16 protein-coding genes and 1 tRNA gene are annotated in these 15,720 nt (G+C 59.8%); 8 read left to right on the top strand and 9 right to left on the bottom strand.

Annotated features, from left to right (window positions below; genetic code table 11):
- Nucleotides 1-371: 371 nt before the first annotated feature.
- Entirely contained in the window at nt 372-1,151 is a 780-nt protein-coding gene (locus ACIN8IBEIGE_RS17380; protein WP_256665217.1) for an ABC transporter substrate-binding protein, read from the top strand.
- Between the two features lie 26 nt (nt 1,152-1,177).
- On the opposite strand, the gene ACIN8IBEIGE_RS17375 is transcribed toward ACIN8IBEIGE_RS17380, so the two are convergent.
- Together ACIN8IBEIGE_RS17375 and ACIN8IBEIGE_RS17370 are read right to left on the bottom strand one after the other, a co-directional pair.
- Nucleotides 1,178-3,403 (bottom strand): LTA synthase family protein, encoded by a 2,226-nt coding sequence (locus tag ACIN8IBEIGE_RS17375; protein ID WP_256665216.1) that lies wholly within the window; start codon nt 3,401-3,403, stop codon nt 1,178-1,180.
- A 228-nt stretch (nt 3,404-3,631) separates the two neighbouring features.
- Nucleotides 3,632-3,820: a hypothetical protein gene (locus ACIN8IBEIGE_RS17370; protein ID WP_169852821.1), complete on the bottom strand. Its 189-nt coding sequence runs from the start codon at nt 3,818-3,820 to the stop codon at nt 3,632-3,634.
- A 313-nt stretch (nt 3,821-4,133) separates the two neighbouring features.
- Here ACIN8IBEIGE_RS17370 and ACIN8IBEIGE_RS17365 point away from each other — a divergent pair, with 313 nt between their 5' ends.
- Both ACIN8IBEIGE_RS17365 and ACIN8IBEIGE_RS17360 read left to right on the top strand, forming a co-directional pair.
- Nucleotides 4,134-4,976: a S1 RNA-binding domain-containing protein gene (locus ACIN8IBEIGE_RS17365; RefSeq protein ID WP_160015750.1), complete on the top strand. Its 843-nt coding sequence runs from the start codon at nt 4,134-4,136 to the stop codon at nt 4,974-4,976.
- A gap of 133 nt (nt 4,977-5,109) precedes the next feature.
- Nucleotides 5,110-5,185: transfer RNA gene (locus ACIN8IBEIGE_RS17360), tRNA-Thr, on the top strand.
- Between the two features lie 14 nt (nt 5,186-5,199).
- On the opposite strand, the gene ACIN8IBEIGE_RS17355 is transcribed toward ACIN8IBEIGE_RS17360, so the two are convergent.
- The gene (locus ACIN8IBEIGE_RS17355; protein ID WP_256665215.1) at nt 5,200-5,658 is read right to left on the bottom strand and encodes a thermonuclease family protein; all 459 of its coding nucleotides are present in this window, start codon (nt 5,656-5,658) and stop codon (nt 5,200-5,202) included.
- Nucleotides 5,659-6,022: 364 nt separating this feature from the next.
- Here ACIN8IBEIGE_RS17355 and ACIN8IBEIGE_RS17350 point away from each other — a divergent pair, with 364 nt between their 5' ends.
- On the top strand, nt 6,023-6,358 hold the full coding sequence (locus ACIN8IBEIGE_RS17350; protein WP_256665214.1) for a hypothetical protein: 336 nt from the start codon (nt 6,023-6,025) through the stop codon (nt 6,356-6,358).
- A gap of 1 nt (nt 6,359) precedes the next feature.
- On the opposite strand, the gene ACIN8IBEIGE_RS17345 is transcribed toward ACIN8IBEIGE_RS17350, so the two are convergent.
- The 5 genes from ACIN8IBEIGE_RS17345 to ACIN8IBEIGE_RS17325 form a co-directional block, all read right to left on the bottom strand.
- Entirely contained in the window at nt 6,360-6,797 is a 438-nt protein-coding gene (locus ACIN8IBEIGE_RS17345) for an ABA4-like family protein (protein WP_160015749.1), read from the bottom strand.
- 101 nt (nt 6,798-6,898) lie between these two features.
- Nucleotides 6,899-7,561 carry a peptide-methionine (S)-S-oxide reductase MsrA gene (gene msrA / locus ACIN8IBEIGE_RS17340; protein WP_090387952.1) on the bottom strand — a complete coding sequence of 221 codons (663 nt, stop codon included), beginning with the start codon at nt 7,559-7,561 and terminating at the stop codon, nt 6,899-6,901.
- 2 nt (nt 7,562-7,563) lie between these two features.
- Nucleotides 7,564-8,079, bottom strand: a complete 516-nt coding sequence (msrB, locus tag ACIN8IBEIGE_RS17335) for a peptide-methionine (R)-S-oxide reductase MsrB (protein ID WP_160015748.1) — start codon at nt 8,077-8,079, stop codon at nt 7,564-7,566.
- 120 nt (nt 8,080-8,199) lie between these two features.
- Nucleotides 8,200-9,237 carry a GGDEF domain-containing protein gene (locus ACIN8IBEIGE_RS17330; protein WP_160015747.1) on the bottom strand — a complete coding sequence of 346 codons (1,038 nt, stop codon included), beginning with the start codon at nt 9,235-9,237 and terminating at the stop codon, nt 8,200-8,202.
- Nucleotides 9,238-9,367: 130 nt separating this feature from the next.
- A complete protein-coding gene (locus tag ACIN8IBEIGE_RS17325; protein ID WP_160015746.1) occupies nt 9,368-9,802 on the bottom strand; it encodes a GNAT family N-acetyltransferase in 435 nt (144 codons plus the stop codon).
- Between the two features lie 219 nt (nt 9,803-10,021).
- On the opposite strand from ACIN8IBEIGE_RS17325, the gene ACIN8IBEIGE_RS17320 reads away from it, so the two are divergent.
- The 4 genes from ACIN8IBEIGE_RS17320 (at nt 10,022) to ACIN8IBEIGE_RS17305 (ending at nt 14,755) form a co-directional block, all read left to right on the top strand.
- A complete protein-coding gene (locus tag ACIN8IBEIGE_RS17320; protein ID WP_160015745.1) occupies nt 10,022-10,795 on the top strand; it encodes a PP2C family serine/threonine-protein phosphatase in 774 nt (257 codons plus the stop codon).
- Between the two features lie 23 nt (nt 10,796-10,818).
- A complete protein-coding gene (locus ACIN8IBEIGE_RS17315; protein ID WP_160015744.1) occupies nt 10,819-12,309 on the top strand; it encodes a serine/threonine-protein kinase in 1,491 nt (496 codons plus the stop codon).
- A 134-nt stretch (nt 12,310-12,443) separates the two neighbouring features.
- Complete coding sequence (locus ACIN8IBEIGE_RS17310) at nt 12,444-13,304, top strand: FHA domain-containing protein (protein ID WP_160015743.1); 861 nt, start codon at nt 12,444-12,446, stop codon at nt 13,302-13,304.
- A 128-nt stretch (nt 13,305-13,432) separates the two neighbouring features.
- Nucleotides 13,433-14,755, top strand: coding sequence for a phospholipase (locus tag ACIN8IBEIGE_RS17305; protein WP_160015742.1), 1,323 nt, complete (start codon nt 13,433-13,435; stop codon nt 14,753-14,755).
- Here ACIN8IBEIGE_RS17305 and ACIN8IBEIGE_RS17300 read toward each other — a convergent pair.
- Nucleotides 14,733-15,620 (bottom strand): transporter substrate-binding domain-containing protein, encoded by an 888-nt coding sequence (locus tag ACIN8IBEIGE_RS17300; RefSeq protein ID WP_218579709.1) that lies wholly within the window; start codon nt 15,618-15,620, stop codon nt 14,733-14,735. The genes ACIN8IBEIGE_RS17305 and ACIN8IBEIGE_RS17300 overlap by 23 nt on opposite strands.
- Between the last annotated feature and the right edge of the window lie 100 nt (nt 15,621-15,720).

Genomic DNA, 15,720 nt, shown 5'->3' with positions numbered 1-15,720 from the left:
AGGTCTCGGGTGAGATTTCCTTCAGTTCTGCGCGTAGCTGATCCGCACGGGCAGGATTTTTTGGTTGATCTCTGCGGCTTTGGCTACGAGTTGCCCGGCTTGGCTATCGCCTCTTCGTAACTACAGGAGGCGTAGGCCGTGCGCTGCGCAGATAGAACGAAGGCAGCGCAAAAGCTCAAGCGTTTTACTGGGCCGATTATCTTCATGGCGATGTCCTTGCGGGCGAACAGGCTGGCGTGTTCGCTGAGTAGGTTTGACCGGCGAAAGTTCAGGTCGAACCTAAGCGGACCTGGGCGGGTCGGAAATTAGGAGGGCGACGTGCAATAACGCCTGAGAGCTAACTCCGATTAATCGATCTCAGCGATAGGGCAATGCAGAATCAGCTCATAGCCGGCTATGCTGGGCACTGGTTTAACTCGGGTATCGCCATGAAGTGGTTGTGGGTCTGTTGTTTGCTGTCGTGTAGCCTGAACGTCTCGGCGCAAGCCTTGCGCGTCGGCTTTGGTACGCACAAACCACCTTATATCTTCGAGAGTGAGGCTCGTGGCCTGGAGTACGACATCGTGATGACTGCCGCGCAGCGCGGAGGGCTGGAACCGGTGGCGTACTACGCGCCGATGGAGCGCTTGAATCTGATGCTGAGCAAGGGCCAGATCGACGTTATTGCGACCACCAATGAGCGCAGCGGCGGTTCTATTTTTTATTCGGAACCCTATATCCGCTACCAGAATGTCGCGGTGGCCCTGCGCTCGCGAAACCTGGATATTCAGCGCATCAGCGACCTGGTGGGTTACTCGGTCAATGCCTTTCAGCGCGCGCGCTTTCTCCTCGGTAGTGAGTACCAGGCGATGGCCGAAAACAATCCGCGCTACCGTGAGGAGGCGTTTCAGATTGCCCGCAATCGCATGCTCTACAGCGGCCGGGTGGATGTGGTAGTTACGGATATGCGTATCCTGCGTTACTTCAACCGCGAGGTGTACACCCAGGTCGATGTGACCCAGCCACTGACCCTGTATCCGATTTTTGCGGCCACCGACTACAAGCTAGGTTGCCGGCAGCAGGCCCATTGCGAACGCTTTAATCAGGGCTTGGCAGCGATTCGGGAAAGTGGCGAGTACACGGCTATTGAGCATCGCTACGCCATGCACTGACGACAATTGGCGCTGTCCCCGGCGGCTTATTGCGTGGGTGCGGCCTTGTCGAGGCCCTCTTGCGCAGCCAGCAGTTCTTCCTCGGTCTGCAGCGGTGTGCTACTGACGCTGAAGTCGACAATCTCGATGGATCCCTGACCCTGACCCAGCAGGTGGAAGGAGAACGCCTTGCGCGCTTGCGGGTTGTCGAAGGTAAAGCTGACTTCGACGGGCTTGTTACGCGTTAGCAGCGGCAGTTGCGGGATCGCCAGATCGACGTTGCGGTCGTATTCCTTGGTTTTCAATTGCAGCGTGGCGCCCTGTTTACCCAAGCGCAGCGCGCGGATTTTCAGGGTCACGGTGGTTTGGGTATTCGCCCCCAGAGTCAGGTACTGCGCACCCACCAGATTGTCTGCCCAGTCATCACTGACACTGGGTTTGAGTTTGATGGGTTGCAGGTTGGCGAACTGGTAGCGTTGCTCGGCCTGGCCGCCGTTGCTTAGTGACTGGTCAAGCAGGGCTGCTTGCTGGCTGATCAATCGCGCCTGTTTGCCGCTGAAACGGCCCAGGTAATGCGCGTTGTCGGCAATAAAGCCAGGGCTGGTGTAGCGCCGGCAGACATTCTGGAAATCACACTCGGTCAGCGTGCCGTTGCCGTCATGCTGGCGCAGCAGGCCGTTGGTGTAGGAGATGATCTTGCGGCCCGTGGCGTAATCGCGCAGCAATGAACGGCCGGCGATATTGCTCGGTACAGGGAAGGCAAAGTAGTCGAGCACTGAGGCGGTCAGGTCGACATGGCCATACACGCCTTGCTTGGTGGCGGGCAGTTGCGCCTGCTCGGGAGCCAGCAGCAGGTTGAAGCCCCAGGCCGAAGCCAGGCGAACGTTCTCCAGGCCATGAGATTCATCCGAAGTGACGATCACCAGGGTGTCTTTCATCACGCCCTGTTTTTTCAACGCGTCGAGGAAGTCGGCAACGGCATCGTCCAGATAGGCAATCGCCGCCAGTTTGGCGTTGGGATGGCGGTCCAGGTAGTCCTGTGGGGCGGAGTAGGGCTGGTGAGTGCCCACGGTCAGCAGGGTGAGCATCCAGGGCTGACGCTTTTTGCGCAACTGTTGCACGTAACCCAGCGCGCCCTCGAAGTAGGCTTTGTCGTCCATGCCCCAGGGGAACTCGATATAGGGCTTGTTCTTGAACCAGTCGCGGCCCAGGGTCTGGTCGAAGCCCATCTGCGGCATGATCTGGTCTTTGGCCATAAAGCGCAGCCCAGCCCCTTGCAGGAAGTGCGTGCTAAGGCCGCGCTCGCGCAGCTGTGCCGGCAGGCATTGCTCGCTGCGCGCTGGGTTGTTGAGTAGTTCGACGCCCTTCGGGGTGCCGGAGTCGAGTTTGTTGTAATCGCCGCAGAGCATCGCATAGAGGCCGCGGATGGTCTGATGACCGTGCAACACGTAATCGGTCGTGAGCATGCCGCGCTCGGCCCACTGGCTCAGGCGGGGCATCGGGTCTTGCGCGTAACTGCTGCCAATGGCCTGGCGACTGGCTTGCAGGTAGGCGCCGGTCACGCCTTCCAGAGTAATGATCAGTACGTTGCGGGCGCTGCCGGCTTGCTTGAGCATCGGCGTACCGTGCAGGTCGAGCTGATTCAGGCCGCTGATGTCGGGTGGGCTGCTCGGTTCATCACCCGCCAGCCAGTCGGCCAGGTTTTGCTGAGCGCCATTGGTACTTTCCGCCAGCAGCTTGTGCGGCAGGTTGAACTGCAACCACTGGTCAGCTTCGCTGGGTTTGAATTGCTGGCCGGCTGTGTGCAGGGCAAACAGTGCCAGCGGTAGCAGCAGCCAGGCGCGTGCAAGCGGCGCGGCGCGGCGCGGTGTTTGTACGCTGCGCAGGCCCAGGTATAGCGCCATCAGCACGGCCATGGCCAACGCCAGTAGTGGTTGGCTCAAGCCGCTGCCCTGGGTCGAATGGCTGACGAACTGCGCATCGCCCAGGTATTGCAGGTCGGCCGGCTCTGGCATGCGCCCCACCGCATTGACCAGCTCGGCGGTGCTCAGGGTAAAGATGCACCAGGTCAGCAGCAGGGCAATGTTCAGCAGCCAGGAGCGCTGGTGCAGAACTACCAGCAGTAAGCTGCCGATCGCCAGGTCAGACAGATAGCCATAGGCATGCGACCAGCCCAGCGTGTAGCGGCTAAGTAACGGCAGGGCGAGTAATAACAAACCGAGGGTAAGCAGGGTGCTGGAAGGCTGTCGCAGCCAATTGCAGGTAACGCGCACGGGTACTCCTGGGGCGATTGCCATCGTTCAGCAGTGGCAATGCCGAAACAGCCGCAAAATGCGGGCTGACATGATTCTGAAACAAGGTTGTGTTAAGCGCCAGTGGGCAGGGCGCAAAAGGGCAAAACAACTGATGTTGTGCTGAGGAAGGAAGCGAGGGACTGGGTGGGGTTATGCACTGGCCAGCGCTTTGTCATTGCGAGCAAAGCGCTGCATGGCCAGAAAGCGTTACTTTTTACCGATGGTGATCTGCTTGGTGGTGCCGTACACCTGGCCGCTGACGCCTTTGGCAATTTGCTGAATTTCCCCGCCGGATTTCAGGAAGGCTTCGATCTGTGCGTCGATCGAAGCGCTGGTTTCCACGGCTGGAGCCGGCTTGGGTTTGCTGTTGGATGCTTTTACACGCATGACGGCCATTAACCTATTTAAAAATTAATTTGGCCGCGCATGATACTCGAAATACTTGACAATTGCTTGGTAAATAAAGATCGGATGTAGCGATGTGCCGTGAAATTATTCTGCGAATAGTTCGAATAATTAGCGAATATGTCAGTAAGTGATTGTTTTAATAAGAATAGATATTTCTTGCTGAAACCGTGCCTTGCGGTTTGCTCCATCGGTCGGATTGCCCTGCACGGCCATCAGGCTGGTGCAGGGCGATGGCCGGTAGGCCGAGAAATTACCAGGCGAGTCGGCTAGAATGCCGGCCTGGTAATGAGGGTAGGGCATCATGGCGGTAATTGGACGAATGAATAGTTTGCAGGTCGTGAAGCACACCGACTTCGGCCTGTATCTGGATGGCGGCGCGGATGGCGAAATTCTATTGCCCAAACGCTATATCCCAAGCGATACCCCAAGTGAAGTGGAAGACTGGTTGAACGTCTTTATTTACTTGGACAGTGAAGACAAATTGATTGCCACCACGGAAAAACCAAAAGTTCAGGTGGGCGAATTTGCCAGTTTGAAAGTTGTGGATATAAATCGTGTGGGCCTATTCCTTAATTGGGGTTTGCCAAAAGATTTGTTGCTGCCGCACTCCGAAGAAAAACGCCCATTGCAGATCGGTGATTACTGCGTGGTGCATGTATTCCTCGATAAACGCAGCAAGCGCATCACCGCCACTGCACGCCTGGATCGTTACCTGGATAACGTGCCGGCCAACTACACGACGGGCGAGGAAGTCGACCTGTTGGTCGCCGAGTCCACTGATATGGGCTTCAAGGCCATTATCAATGGCAAGCACTGGGGCCTGATCCACAAGAACGAACTGTTCAAGTTTGTGCGCAGTGGCATGCAGGAAAAAGGCTTTATCAAGGAAGTGCGCGCCGACGGCAAAATCAGCCTGAGCCTGCAGCCAGTAGGTCAGGAAGCTGCCAGCAGCCTTGGTGAACAGATTCTGGCCAAACTGCGCGAGCACGATGGTGTACTCAAGGTGAATGACAAAAGTTCGCCTGAAGAAATTGCCGGGCTGTTTCGGGTCAGCAAGGGCAACTTCAAGAAAGCCATCGGTGGTTTGTACAAGCAGGGTCGCATCGTGATCCACGAAGACCGTATCGAACTGCCGAGCAAATAAGCAGCACTCCGCGTTTACGACTCACGGCATTGCACCAGTAGTGAGTCGTACGTTCTGTAGTTGGCTTGCTAGGCTTGAGATGTCAGCTTGAGTCGCGTTGCAGGTGGCGTATTACGCGACTCAATGAGCATTTGCCGGTGTAGCTCAGTTGGTAGAGCAGCGCACTCGTAACGCGAAGGTCGCAGGTTCGATTCCTGTCTCCGGCACCATCCTCATCAATCTGTTAGCCGTCACCGAACTGGGAGAACGATGCCGTTCGACTGGGTTTGGTTTTTTGCGACGCGGCAATTCTGCCGGCATAGCGCCAATCCCAGGGTGCGACGATGTCTTCGGCGGGAAGCTGCCAGAGGCCTTTGCCCATGTTTCTGGCCAAAGTCTCGGCATCCTTGAGGCGGTGGTCCTTCAGCTGTTTGGTGTAGGCCCAGGCTGCGCCCTGTGCGACCAGGGTGTAATTCACGTCTAGGCCGCCGATGAAAGCACGCGCCAGCGTTCTGCCGTAGCGGTCGACCTCTTGCACATGCAGCATCACCTGCTTTTCCAACACCAGATCAGACAGGGCCTGCTTGGCTTCGGCGCCATAGGGCTGTTTTCTTTCCGGTGCGTCGATTTCCGCAAGGCGCACCCGCAGCCGTTTGTTCTCGGTGGTCAGGCAGTTAAAGGTGTCGCCTTCGCTGATGGTCATCACCCGACAGATGAATTGCTCAGCAAGCGCTAGGCCGGGCAGGCAGGCGAGAAGGAGTAGAGCGATACGGATAGTCATCTGATTGGCAATGCTCAGGCGAATGCATGGCCAGTGATAGTAATAAATGCTCCGCAGATTAAGCGGGACGGGTATCGCGAAACAGCGCTGCCGGTTGTGCGCAGTGCTTATCCGGCGTTGAACGCCGGGGTTGCTTGTGCTTTCCAGCAAACCGAGGATGATTGCTCGTTATTTGAGCGATTAAGCAGTATGCGGATGCGCTGTCTGGATCAATGGTCGGAACCGCAGGCGTGCTGATGTTGCCAAACCTTCAGGTTCGTTTCGCGCTCATGGCGCAGAGGTTGTAATGACGATGTGCAGATATGTGCTCAGTTTGGTGGGGTTGCTGCTGGTGACTCCGCTGTATGCCGAGCAGCAGGCGCCGCAGACGCTGCGGGTCATTCCGAAGACCTATATCAGCCCCGGTGCCAGCGGCAGTATTGGCAGCTCACAGACCATCGAAAGCCATAACCTTTATGGTGGGCAGCGCCTACCCGATGGCCTGCAGCGCCATGAGCAGCGCTACGGCAGTCAGTCGATAGAAAGCCGCGGTACGATCAAGCAAACGATCGAGTACCCCAATGGCTATAGGGTGCAGCAGTATCCTGGGCAGAGCACTGAATACTACGAACGCAGCCGCTAACTCAGGCCGCCATCACCAAGCCCCAGCGCAAGCCTAGAAACGCCAGCAGGCCCAGTGGGCCGAACATTAGCGTCAGCACATAGCAGGGCAGCAGTGCCCAGTGGCTGATGCCGGCAATGGCGCCTTCGTGGCGGATATACAGCCCGACCATCAGATCGAACGCCAGGATATGTACCCAGGCTGCCAGCGCAGCCGTGGGTTGGCGCAGCAGTGAGAGCACTCCGCCGAGGCTGAAGAAGCCCGGCCTGCCGCTACCCGGTTCGGGTCGTTGGCGCATTGCGACAAACAGCAGCCAGCTGTAGACGATAGCCAGCAGAACCACGCTTAGGACCAGCACCAACTTATCGGTATAGGGCCAGAACGGCAGGCAAACCAGCATTAGCCAACCGCCCAGGGCGATCAGCGAGGTGAGTTTGAACAGGGTTTTCAACGGGGCCATGGTGTGCTCACTGGGCAAGGTGTGAGCTCAACCATAGCGGATGCGGCGATTGCCGCCTCTAGGTATCAGCGGCTGAATACAGCGTCATCAGCTGGCACGGTTTACTGCTTCTTGCCCCAGAGTTTTTCCAGGCGTTGATCACGACCGCAGCCGTTGCGGTAGTAGTTGTAGCGCAGAGGATTACGTTGGTAGTAGTCCTGGTGATAGTCCTCGGCCGGGTAGAAGGTGCTGGCGGCGAGGATTTCCGTGACCACCGGGGCCGGTAGGCGCCCGGACTTCTCCAGGGCGGCCTTGGAGGCTTCGGCCAGTTGCTGTTCTTCGGCGCTGCTGTAGAAGATCGCGCTGCGGTACTGCGGGCCACGGTCGCAGAACTGAGCATTGGCAGTGATTGGGTCAATGGTGGGCCAGAAGGCTTCCAGCAGCTTGGCGTAGCTGGTCTTGCTCGGGTCGAAGCGCACCTGCACCGCTTCGATATGCCCACTGGTGCCGGCAGAGACTTGCTCGTAGGTGGGGTTGTCGACATGTCCGCCGATATAGCCGGAGGTGGTTTCAATCACTCCGGGCACTTTGTCGAAATCTGATTCGGTGCACCAGAAGCAGCCACCGGCAAAGATCGCCACGCCAGGGTTTTCCACCGTTGACGCACCGACTTGTGGCTGCGGCGCCTGTGCCGCGGTGGGTTCACAGGCAGCCAGCAGGCCGCCCAGAGCGAGGATGCTGCTGGCCAGCAAACGGCTGCGCCAGGTAGAGGGGATGGCAGTCATGTTCAGCTCCGCAGCTCAGGTAAGGCTTCGCCTTCGGGGATAAAACGCAAGGCCACGCCGTTGTTACACCAGCGTTCGCCGCGTGGTTTCGGGCCGTCGTCGAAGACATGACCCTGATGGCCGCCGCAGCGTGCACAGTGATATTCGGTGCGCGGGAAGAACAGCTTGAAGTCGCGCTTGGTGCCCATATGGCCGGCAATCGGCTGGGTAAAGCTGGGCCAGCCAGTGCCGCTTTCATATTTGTCCTGGCTGGCGAACAGCGGCAGGTAGCAGGCGGCACAAATGTAGGTGCCGTCGCGCTTCTCCTGATTCAGCGGGCTGCTTCCGGGGGCTTCGGTGTCTTCTTCGAAGAGCACGGCATAGGCTTCGGGCGTCAGCAGATCACGCCAGTCACTGTGGGGTTTATTCAGCGGCGTCACGCTGCTGGCGATGGTTTGCGCCAGGCTAAGCGGAACGTGACCGAGCAGGGGCAGGGTTGGCAACAGGGCCATTCCCTTGAGCAAGGAGCGTCTTTTCATGGCAGTGCTCTGTATGAGGTGTGGCCAATAGACAGAGGCAACGCCGAGTTGTTACAGGCGTGCCGGCTGCGCGCGCGAATTTCCTCGCGGTAAGTTGTAAGCAAAGATAAACCGCACGGCTCAGGCGACAGGTAGGCTGCTGGTGGTATCGACACCGTCATCAATGATGATGCAGTTACGCCCGGCATTCTTGGCGCGATACAGGCGTTCGTCGGCACGCTGCAGCATGCTTTCCCAGTGCTCATCGCGGCGCAGGATGGCACCGCCGATCGACATGGTTACCACCCCGCCAGGCCCGTGCAGATGCTGCGCCACTTGCTGCTGCAAATGTTGTGCGGCTGCCAGCAGGCCGGCGCGCTCGGTGTTGGGCAGCAGGAGGAGGAACTCCTCGCCGCCGAAGCGGAACAGCCGGTCTTCCTTGCGCGAGGAGCTTTTGATCAGTTTCACGAAGTCCACCAGCACTTGGTCGCCGGCCTGATGGCCATGGTTGTCGTTGATCCGTTTGAAATGATCCAGGTCCATCACCAGCACGCCGTAACTGTTGCCGTGGCGGCGGTAGATGGAGGCAGCGATCTTAAGCTCTTCATTCATCGCCCGGCGGTTACGCGCGCCGGTCAGCGGGTCGTGGATGGCCAGTTGTTGCAGCTGGTCGCGCTGGCTGCTTGTGCGGTAGGCAAAAACGAAGCTGAGAATGCTGGCCATCATGCTGGTGACCAGGAATGAAACCATCTGGTAGTCGCTTTCGAACACTGCGCCAGGGTTCAGCTGGCCGTAACCAACCAGGGTTGTGAGCACCAGAATGGTGGCAATCAAGGCCTTGGTGGGCGACACCATAAAAAAGTTGAAGAGGATCAGCGGGTAGATCCAGAACAGGCCGTTGACGCCCAGATTGATGGCGATCAGGGTCGAGCCGAAAGAGAAGATGCTGGCCAGATAGATGCCGGGCTTGATGGTGTCACCAGTGCGCCAGGCATAGAGCACCGCGAGCACGGTGGAAACCACAATTACGGTGTCGGCGGAGCCTACCAGGTAGTTACCGGTTGCTAGCCGGTAAACGGCATAAGGGGTAATACCAATTACGCCAAACAGGCCCATCAAGGTAATGATGGACAGCTGGAAGTCGTTACGCAGGCGCCTGAGCAGCCGCGATATGCGCATAGGTAAAGGCCATTGTTGTCATTGTTATGAGCTAAGCATGCAGAGCTTGCCCTGGCGATGGCAATAGTAAAATTCAGCAACGTGCCAGCATGGGCCACTATCTGCCGAATGGAACCCTAATTATCTGGTATTAGGGTTTCAGCCCTTGTGCCGCAAGGCTTGGGCAAGGCGCGCAGAAGAATGCCAGCAGGCTTTTGCTGCGCTGATAGCGGGCCAGGCGTTCAGCTAACGGCTGAGGCAGCTCGGGGCAGGGGGCAAAGCCCTGGCGCAGATAGAAGTCGCTGAGCTGCGGATGGCAGAACAGCCAGACCGGTGTGGTGCAGTCGGCCAGCGCGGTTGCGATCAACTGGCGTGCCACGCCTTGCCCGCGCCAGCGTGTATCGACCAGCAGGCTGGTTAACCAATGTCCGTGTGCGACCTGCTGTAGGCAGAGCGAGGCGACGATTTCCCGATCTTCTGCCACCCACAGCTGAGCGCCGGTAGTGGCACGCATGGCTGAGCGTTGGCTGCGGTAGAACTTGTCGGCCAGTGGTTTGAGCGGGGCGGGGAGTAGGCGGTAGTGCATTGCAGATTGTCGTTGCGCGGATGATTGAACGCCTGAGCAGGCGCTTGGCGGGTGCGACGAGTCTACGCCCTTGCGGATCTGGGTTCGACTGGTTAACAGTTCACCGGCAAAGTCGCTGGCTGGCGGTGACAGCCTGAGCGTGCCGCCGCATCATGGGCGCATTACGCCGCGTACAGCCTGCTTGCTGTGCGACTGTTGACCCCCTGAGTCGAGACGTTGATGGAACAAGCGCTGATTTATGCCGGCCAGAGCGTGCCTGGGCGGGTGCGTGGGCACAATGAAGATGCTCTGTTGTGTTGCCCGCAGCTGAATTTGTGGGCGATTGCCGACGGCATGGGCGGCCATCAATGCGGCGAAGTGGCCAGCGCCTTGGCGTTGCAAGCGCTGCAGACTGCCTGCGCCGAAGGCCAGGAACTGCTCGACGCGGTGCATGCGGCCAATCGGGCGATTCTCAGCGTGGCGTGCGCCGATGAGCAGCGTGGTATGGGCACGACCCTGGTGGCGGCACGCTTTGCTGGCGCCGCGTTCAGCATCGCCTGGGTCGGCGACAGCCGCGCCTATCGGGTCAGCGCCGGGCATATCGAGCGCCTGACCCACGACCACAGCTGGGTACAGACAATGATCGATGCCGGGCAGATGAGCGTCGAGGCGGCGCGTAGCCATCCGCAGCGTAATGTCATTCTGCAGTGTCTGGGTCGAGATGATCAGCCGCTGCAGGTTGGCATGTTGCAAGGCTCGCTCGGTGAGCATGAGTTGCTGCTGCTGTGTAGCGACGGACTGACTGGTGAGCTGGAAGATGCGCAAATCCAGCAGCTGTGCAGCAACGCCCAGACCCTCGATGAGCTGGTGAAGCAGCTGCTGGCGCAGGCCAACGCAATGGGTGGCAAGGACAACATCTCCTGTATCGTGCTCGGCCTTGATGCAGCTGCGGCCAGTGTTGAGGCCAAACCGCGTGGTTTGCTCAGCCGTCTGTTTACCTCTCGCAAGTCCTAACCTGCCGGTGTGCACTGACTCCCATGACTGAACAATTGCTCGAAATCCCCGGTTATCAGGTGCATGGCCGCCTGGGTAAAGGCGGCATGGCCGAGGTGTACCTGGCCACCCAGGCGTCGCTGCAGCGCAAGGTGGCGATCAAGGTACTGCTGAGCGCGGATGATCAGGCGTTCAGTCAGCGCTTTCTCAAGGAAGGCCATATCGTGGCGTCCCTGCATCACCCCTCGATCATCACCATCTATGACATCGACCAGCTCGCCGATGGGCGCCACTACCTGACCATGGAGTTCGTCCCGGGTGGTGATCTGGCGCAGCACAAGGGCGAGGTGTTCGACCTGCCGCGCGCGCTGCGTATCGTTCAGCAGGTGGCTAGCGGCCTGGCCGTGGTGCATGACAAAGGCCTGGTACACCGCGATATCAAACCGGCCAATATCCTCTTTCGCAGCGACGGCACGGCGGTAATCACCGATTTCGGTGTGGCCAAGGAAGTCGAACTGGACCATGACCTGACCCAGTTTGGCATCGCCGTTGGCAGTCCGTCCTACAGCAGCCCTGAGCAGGCTCAGTGCCAGGCCCTGGATGCGCGCAGTGATATCTACAGCCTGGGGGTGATCCTGCTGGAGATGCTCACTGGCAGTAATCCCTATCGCGCCGCCAACTACACCCAGACCGTGATGAACCACCTGCAGATGGACGTGCCGCAACTGCCGGCGCATTTGCAGAACTACCAGTGGCTGCTCGAGCGCATGCTGGCGAAAGAACCGGATGAGCGCTTTGCCGACTGCAAGGTGTTGCTGGCCAGCCTCGATGAACTCACCCGCGATGACCCGGACAGCACGCGCATCGCCCCCGCGCTCAGCCTGGGCAAACCGGCCAGAGGCAAAACTGCGCGCAGTACGCTGTGGGTCTCGCTGCTGGCCGGCATCGTGTTGCTGGCTGGCGCGGCCGGTGGCGGTTATTACCTGTATCAGCAGAAGCAGATCAGCGACTACCTGGCGCGTGCTGAGCTGCGCCTGCAAAACGGTAACCTGCTGGAGCCGCCGCAGGACAATGCCGATTACCTGTTCCGCCAGGTGCTGGCGTTGGATGCGGATAACCCTGCGGCTCTGGATGGCCTGGCGCGGGTGCTGCAGGCGCGGATCAATCAGTACCTGCAACTTGCCGAACAGCGCCTGGCCGATCAGCAATTGCTGCTACCGGAAGATGACAGCGCCACTCACTACTTTCGCCAGGTGCTGGCCTGGGAGCCGGACAACCTGCTGGCTCTGGCCGGGATCAACCGGGTGGCGCAGCGCTATATCGAGCAAAGTGAAGACGCCTACAAGCGCCGCGAGTTTGCCCTGGCCTTGGCGCTGGTGCAGCAGGGCCTGGAAGTTGAGCCGGCCAACGAGCAGTTGTTGCAGCTGCTGGATGGCCACGAACAACGTGTGCGCTTGGCCCAGACGCCTCGGCGGCGGCCAGCGGCGGCAACGGTTAACCCGGTCAAGCGGCTATGGAACAACTTATTTGATTGAGTCGTCATGCTGGCGTATTGCTACCGGGCTAATTGGCAGGCAGCATGCGCGCCTCGCTCGTAGCGCCGGCAGTTGATGCCGAGTTGTGGCGAGTCCTTGGTGGTGGGCTAACTGATTTTTGCCGGAGTACGCAGATGCTCAGAATTCACTTCAGTGATAATCGTCAGGCGCCAATTTGGCTGGTCGACGAGCGTTTCACCATTGGCCAGGACAGCCGCAACAGCCTGGTGTTGGTGGACCCGAGTATTGCTCCATTTCATGCGGAAATCCGCCAGGACCATGGCTTCTACTACCTGACTGATGTCGGCAGCCCGAGCGGCTCCTTCGTCAATGACGAACGGATCAAAACGCGCTTTCAGCTGCGCGCCGACGACCGCGTGCGCTTGGGCTTGGTAGAGCTGCTGCTGGTCGACCCGGCGCGCAGCAAGACCAAGGCCGAGCAGGCCGCACGCTGGTATCTGCAGGTGATTCAGGGCGAGCACGAAGGCAAGAAATTCCATATCAACGGCTCCATGACCTTTGGCCGCTCGGTGAAGTGCGAGCTGTGCTTCAGTGATCAGGAGTTGTCGCGTCGGCACTGCGAGTTCTACCTCAAGGATGACGTGCTTGAGGTCAAGGATCTGGCCTCGGCCAATGGCCTGCTGGTCAACCAGCAGAAGGTTGCGACGGCGGTATTGCAACCTGGCGACCAGCTGAAGATGGGCTCGGTCAGCCTGCTGGTGATCGGCCCGAAAAGCACCGTGGCGCCGAGCGAGGATGAAGATGCCACGCTGTTTATGCGTGCGGTGGATCTGCCCAAACCACTCAAGTCGGCGGCCCTGTCCAGCTCGCCGAGCAGCCAGACCAATCCGCTGCGTACGGCCGCCCTGGCCAACCCCATACGTGCTGCGGCGGCGCCCGTCAGTGCGCCCAGCGGCCTGAACAAACCTCTGCAGGCTCTGGCGTTGTTGCTGGTGATTGGGCTGCTGGTGGCGGCTGCGGTGTTTGCGCTTTAGCCCGCTCTGGTTGGGCAGGCAGCGTGCTGCTCGATTAGTGAATGGACTGACTTGATACGACAGTGCCAGATGGTCGCTTTGGCGTTAGGCTACGCCTCTTTGCACTGCCATCTGTTGTCGGAGTCTCCGTGAAGCCATTGCTCCTGTTGCTATCTGCCTGTTGTCTGGTGTGCCAGCCGTTGAGCGTGCTGGCCTGGTCGAATCATTCGCTGGGCAGTCAGTTGGCGTTGCAGGCCGTGCCGGAGCTACAGCGCACCTTGCGCTACGAGCCGCTGGAGGCTTTTCTCGACGCACAGGCGCCGGTTATCGAGCAGTTGCTGGATCAGCAGGAAGCCTTTGCCCGCGCGCATTTTCCGGACTATCCGGCGCGTCCGGATGCCTTGCGTTTTAGCGCTGCGAGCGCAACTGCGGCTGACAGGCGCAGTGCGTTTCAGCAGGCGCTACGGGTCAATCCGCAGATTCGCCTGGCCGGTTTCGTTCAGCAGTTGCCAGGGCAGGCCGATGACGGTCGGCCGCGTTTGGCTGCCGAGCAAGTGCTGGTGTTTCGCAAAATCGGCCCCTGGAGCCACTGGCGCTACCTGGCCTTGCAGCCGGGTGATGACGTGAGCGCCGTGCAGGTGCTGAGCAGTGCCGCCGATGAGCCGGACTATGGCCACGACATCAACCTGTTCAGCGACAACCCGGGCGACGTCGGCGCGCACTACAACTTCGGCGTGCAGCCCTTTGGCGATGCGCGCTTCGAGTATTCTTCCCAGGCACCATTCCATATCGGCTATTTCCACGAGCCGGAGCTGGTGTTGCAGGCTGCGCCTTATCTGCGCCGTACCCTGCCGCATTGGCGCATCTACCAGTACACCGGTCTGGCACGGCTGGCCCTGGAAAGCGGGCATGATTACTGGGGGTACCGTTTTCTCGGCTGGGCGCTGCACTACATGCAGGATCTGACCCAGCCTTACCACGCCAAGACCGTACCGGGCTTTGCCACGGCAGAGCTGATGCTGATCGCCCTTAAAGGTGCAGCTGGTTATCCCGAAGATCGTTTGGCGGCGATTGCCCGCGTGGCGGATCGGCATACGGCGATCGAGGAATATCAGCTCGAGCGTATGCAGCATCTGATGGACGAGCAGGCGGCCTCGCCCCTGTTGCAGGCCTATACGCAGAACCCACAGGACAGCTATCCAGCCTATTCGGTGGACTACGCGCAGCAGGTGGTGGCGGCCGAGTCCTATGCCAGTGCCGATGCCTTTGACGAGTTGATTGGCCAGTGGATGGCGCGCAAGCCGGCGGCAGCTCCGGGTTTCAGCGGTGGTAATCAGTTGGCTCAGGCGCAAGCCGATCCGCTGCTGGAGCAGTTTCTGGTGGAGCTGTTCAAGCGCTTCGGTGCGCACACTCGCAATGTGGTGCAAACCACCCTGGCGCAGCCTGCGCCTAGCGTACCGGTGGGGCCGTGAACCACAGCTCGCGCCGCTGCAAGGGCGTGGCGTTGGGTAGCAGTGGATTATGCAGTTCGATCAGCTGACGCTGGTCGAGCCGCGCGCGTTGCAGGCTGGCGGCAAAGTGCTGCTGGAACAGCCGCTCGAAGGAGCCATCGGCAATCGCTTTCTCCATGCCGATGCGCACGGTTTCCGCCAGTTCCGGACGTTTGCGCGAGAAGAAGAAATACATCGCCGTGGGGTAGTGCAGCAGCACATGCGGATCGACGGCCAGTTGTTTCGCGCGTGGGTGCTCCAACTCATCCCAGACCTCGATGACCGAGCGCGGAAAGTAGTCGAAGCGCTGCGCCTGCAGCATGCGAAACAGGCTGCCGTAACTGGATGAAACCCTGACCGGCAAACCATAGTCGCGGAGGATTTCGCTGTCCGGCCAGTCGTGGCCCTGGCCGGCAGAGAACTGGCGTAGCTGTTCAAGGTTGCGCACATCTTTCAGCAGCTGGGCACGGTCTTTGGGCAGCAGGGCGATGCGCCAGCCGAACAGGCCCTTGTCCAGCGGAATGCGTACTGGCAGCAGGCGCTGCTCGCGCTCGACGCTGGTCATGCTCCAGGCCACGTCAAGGCGGTCGTTGTGCTCCAGGTTAACCAGCGCGCGTTCCTGCTCCATGCTGTAGTGCGAAGGCTCCAGCCGCAGTGAGCTGCCGGCTTTATCCAGCGCCAGTTGCAGCTGCGCCAGGGCATAGAGGGAGCGAAACTCATCGCCATCGGCCCTGCGTGGGTAGCGCAGGGTGCCGCTGTCATCGGCCTGCAGTGGTGGGGTTAGCAGGCTGGCCAGCAGCAGGCCGCAAAGCCAGCGCCAGGCCGCCTGCGAAAGCGTGCGGGGCATTTCGGTTAGAGTCCTTTCAATACCGGCCCGGGGGTACGTGACCGGGCTGTGCGGCGCGCATTATGCCAGCCTGGCGCGCCGCCGTTATGCCGTAGGTCGC

Origin of the sequence: Pseudomonas sp. 8BK, from assembly GCF_902506475.1 — a bacterium.
Lineage (GTDB): Bacteria > Pseudomonadota > Gammaproteobacteria > Pseudomonadales > Pseudomonadaceae > Aquipseudomonas > Aquipseudomonas anguilliseptica.
The sequence above is the reverse complement of the archived record's forward strand: the minus strand, read 5'-3'. Positions and strand labels throughout refer to the sequence as shown.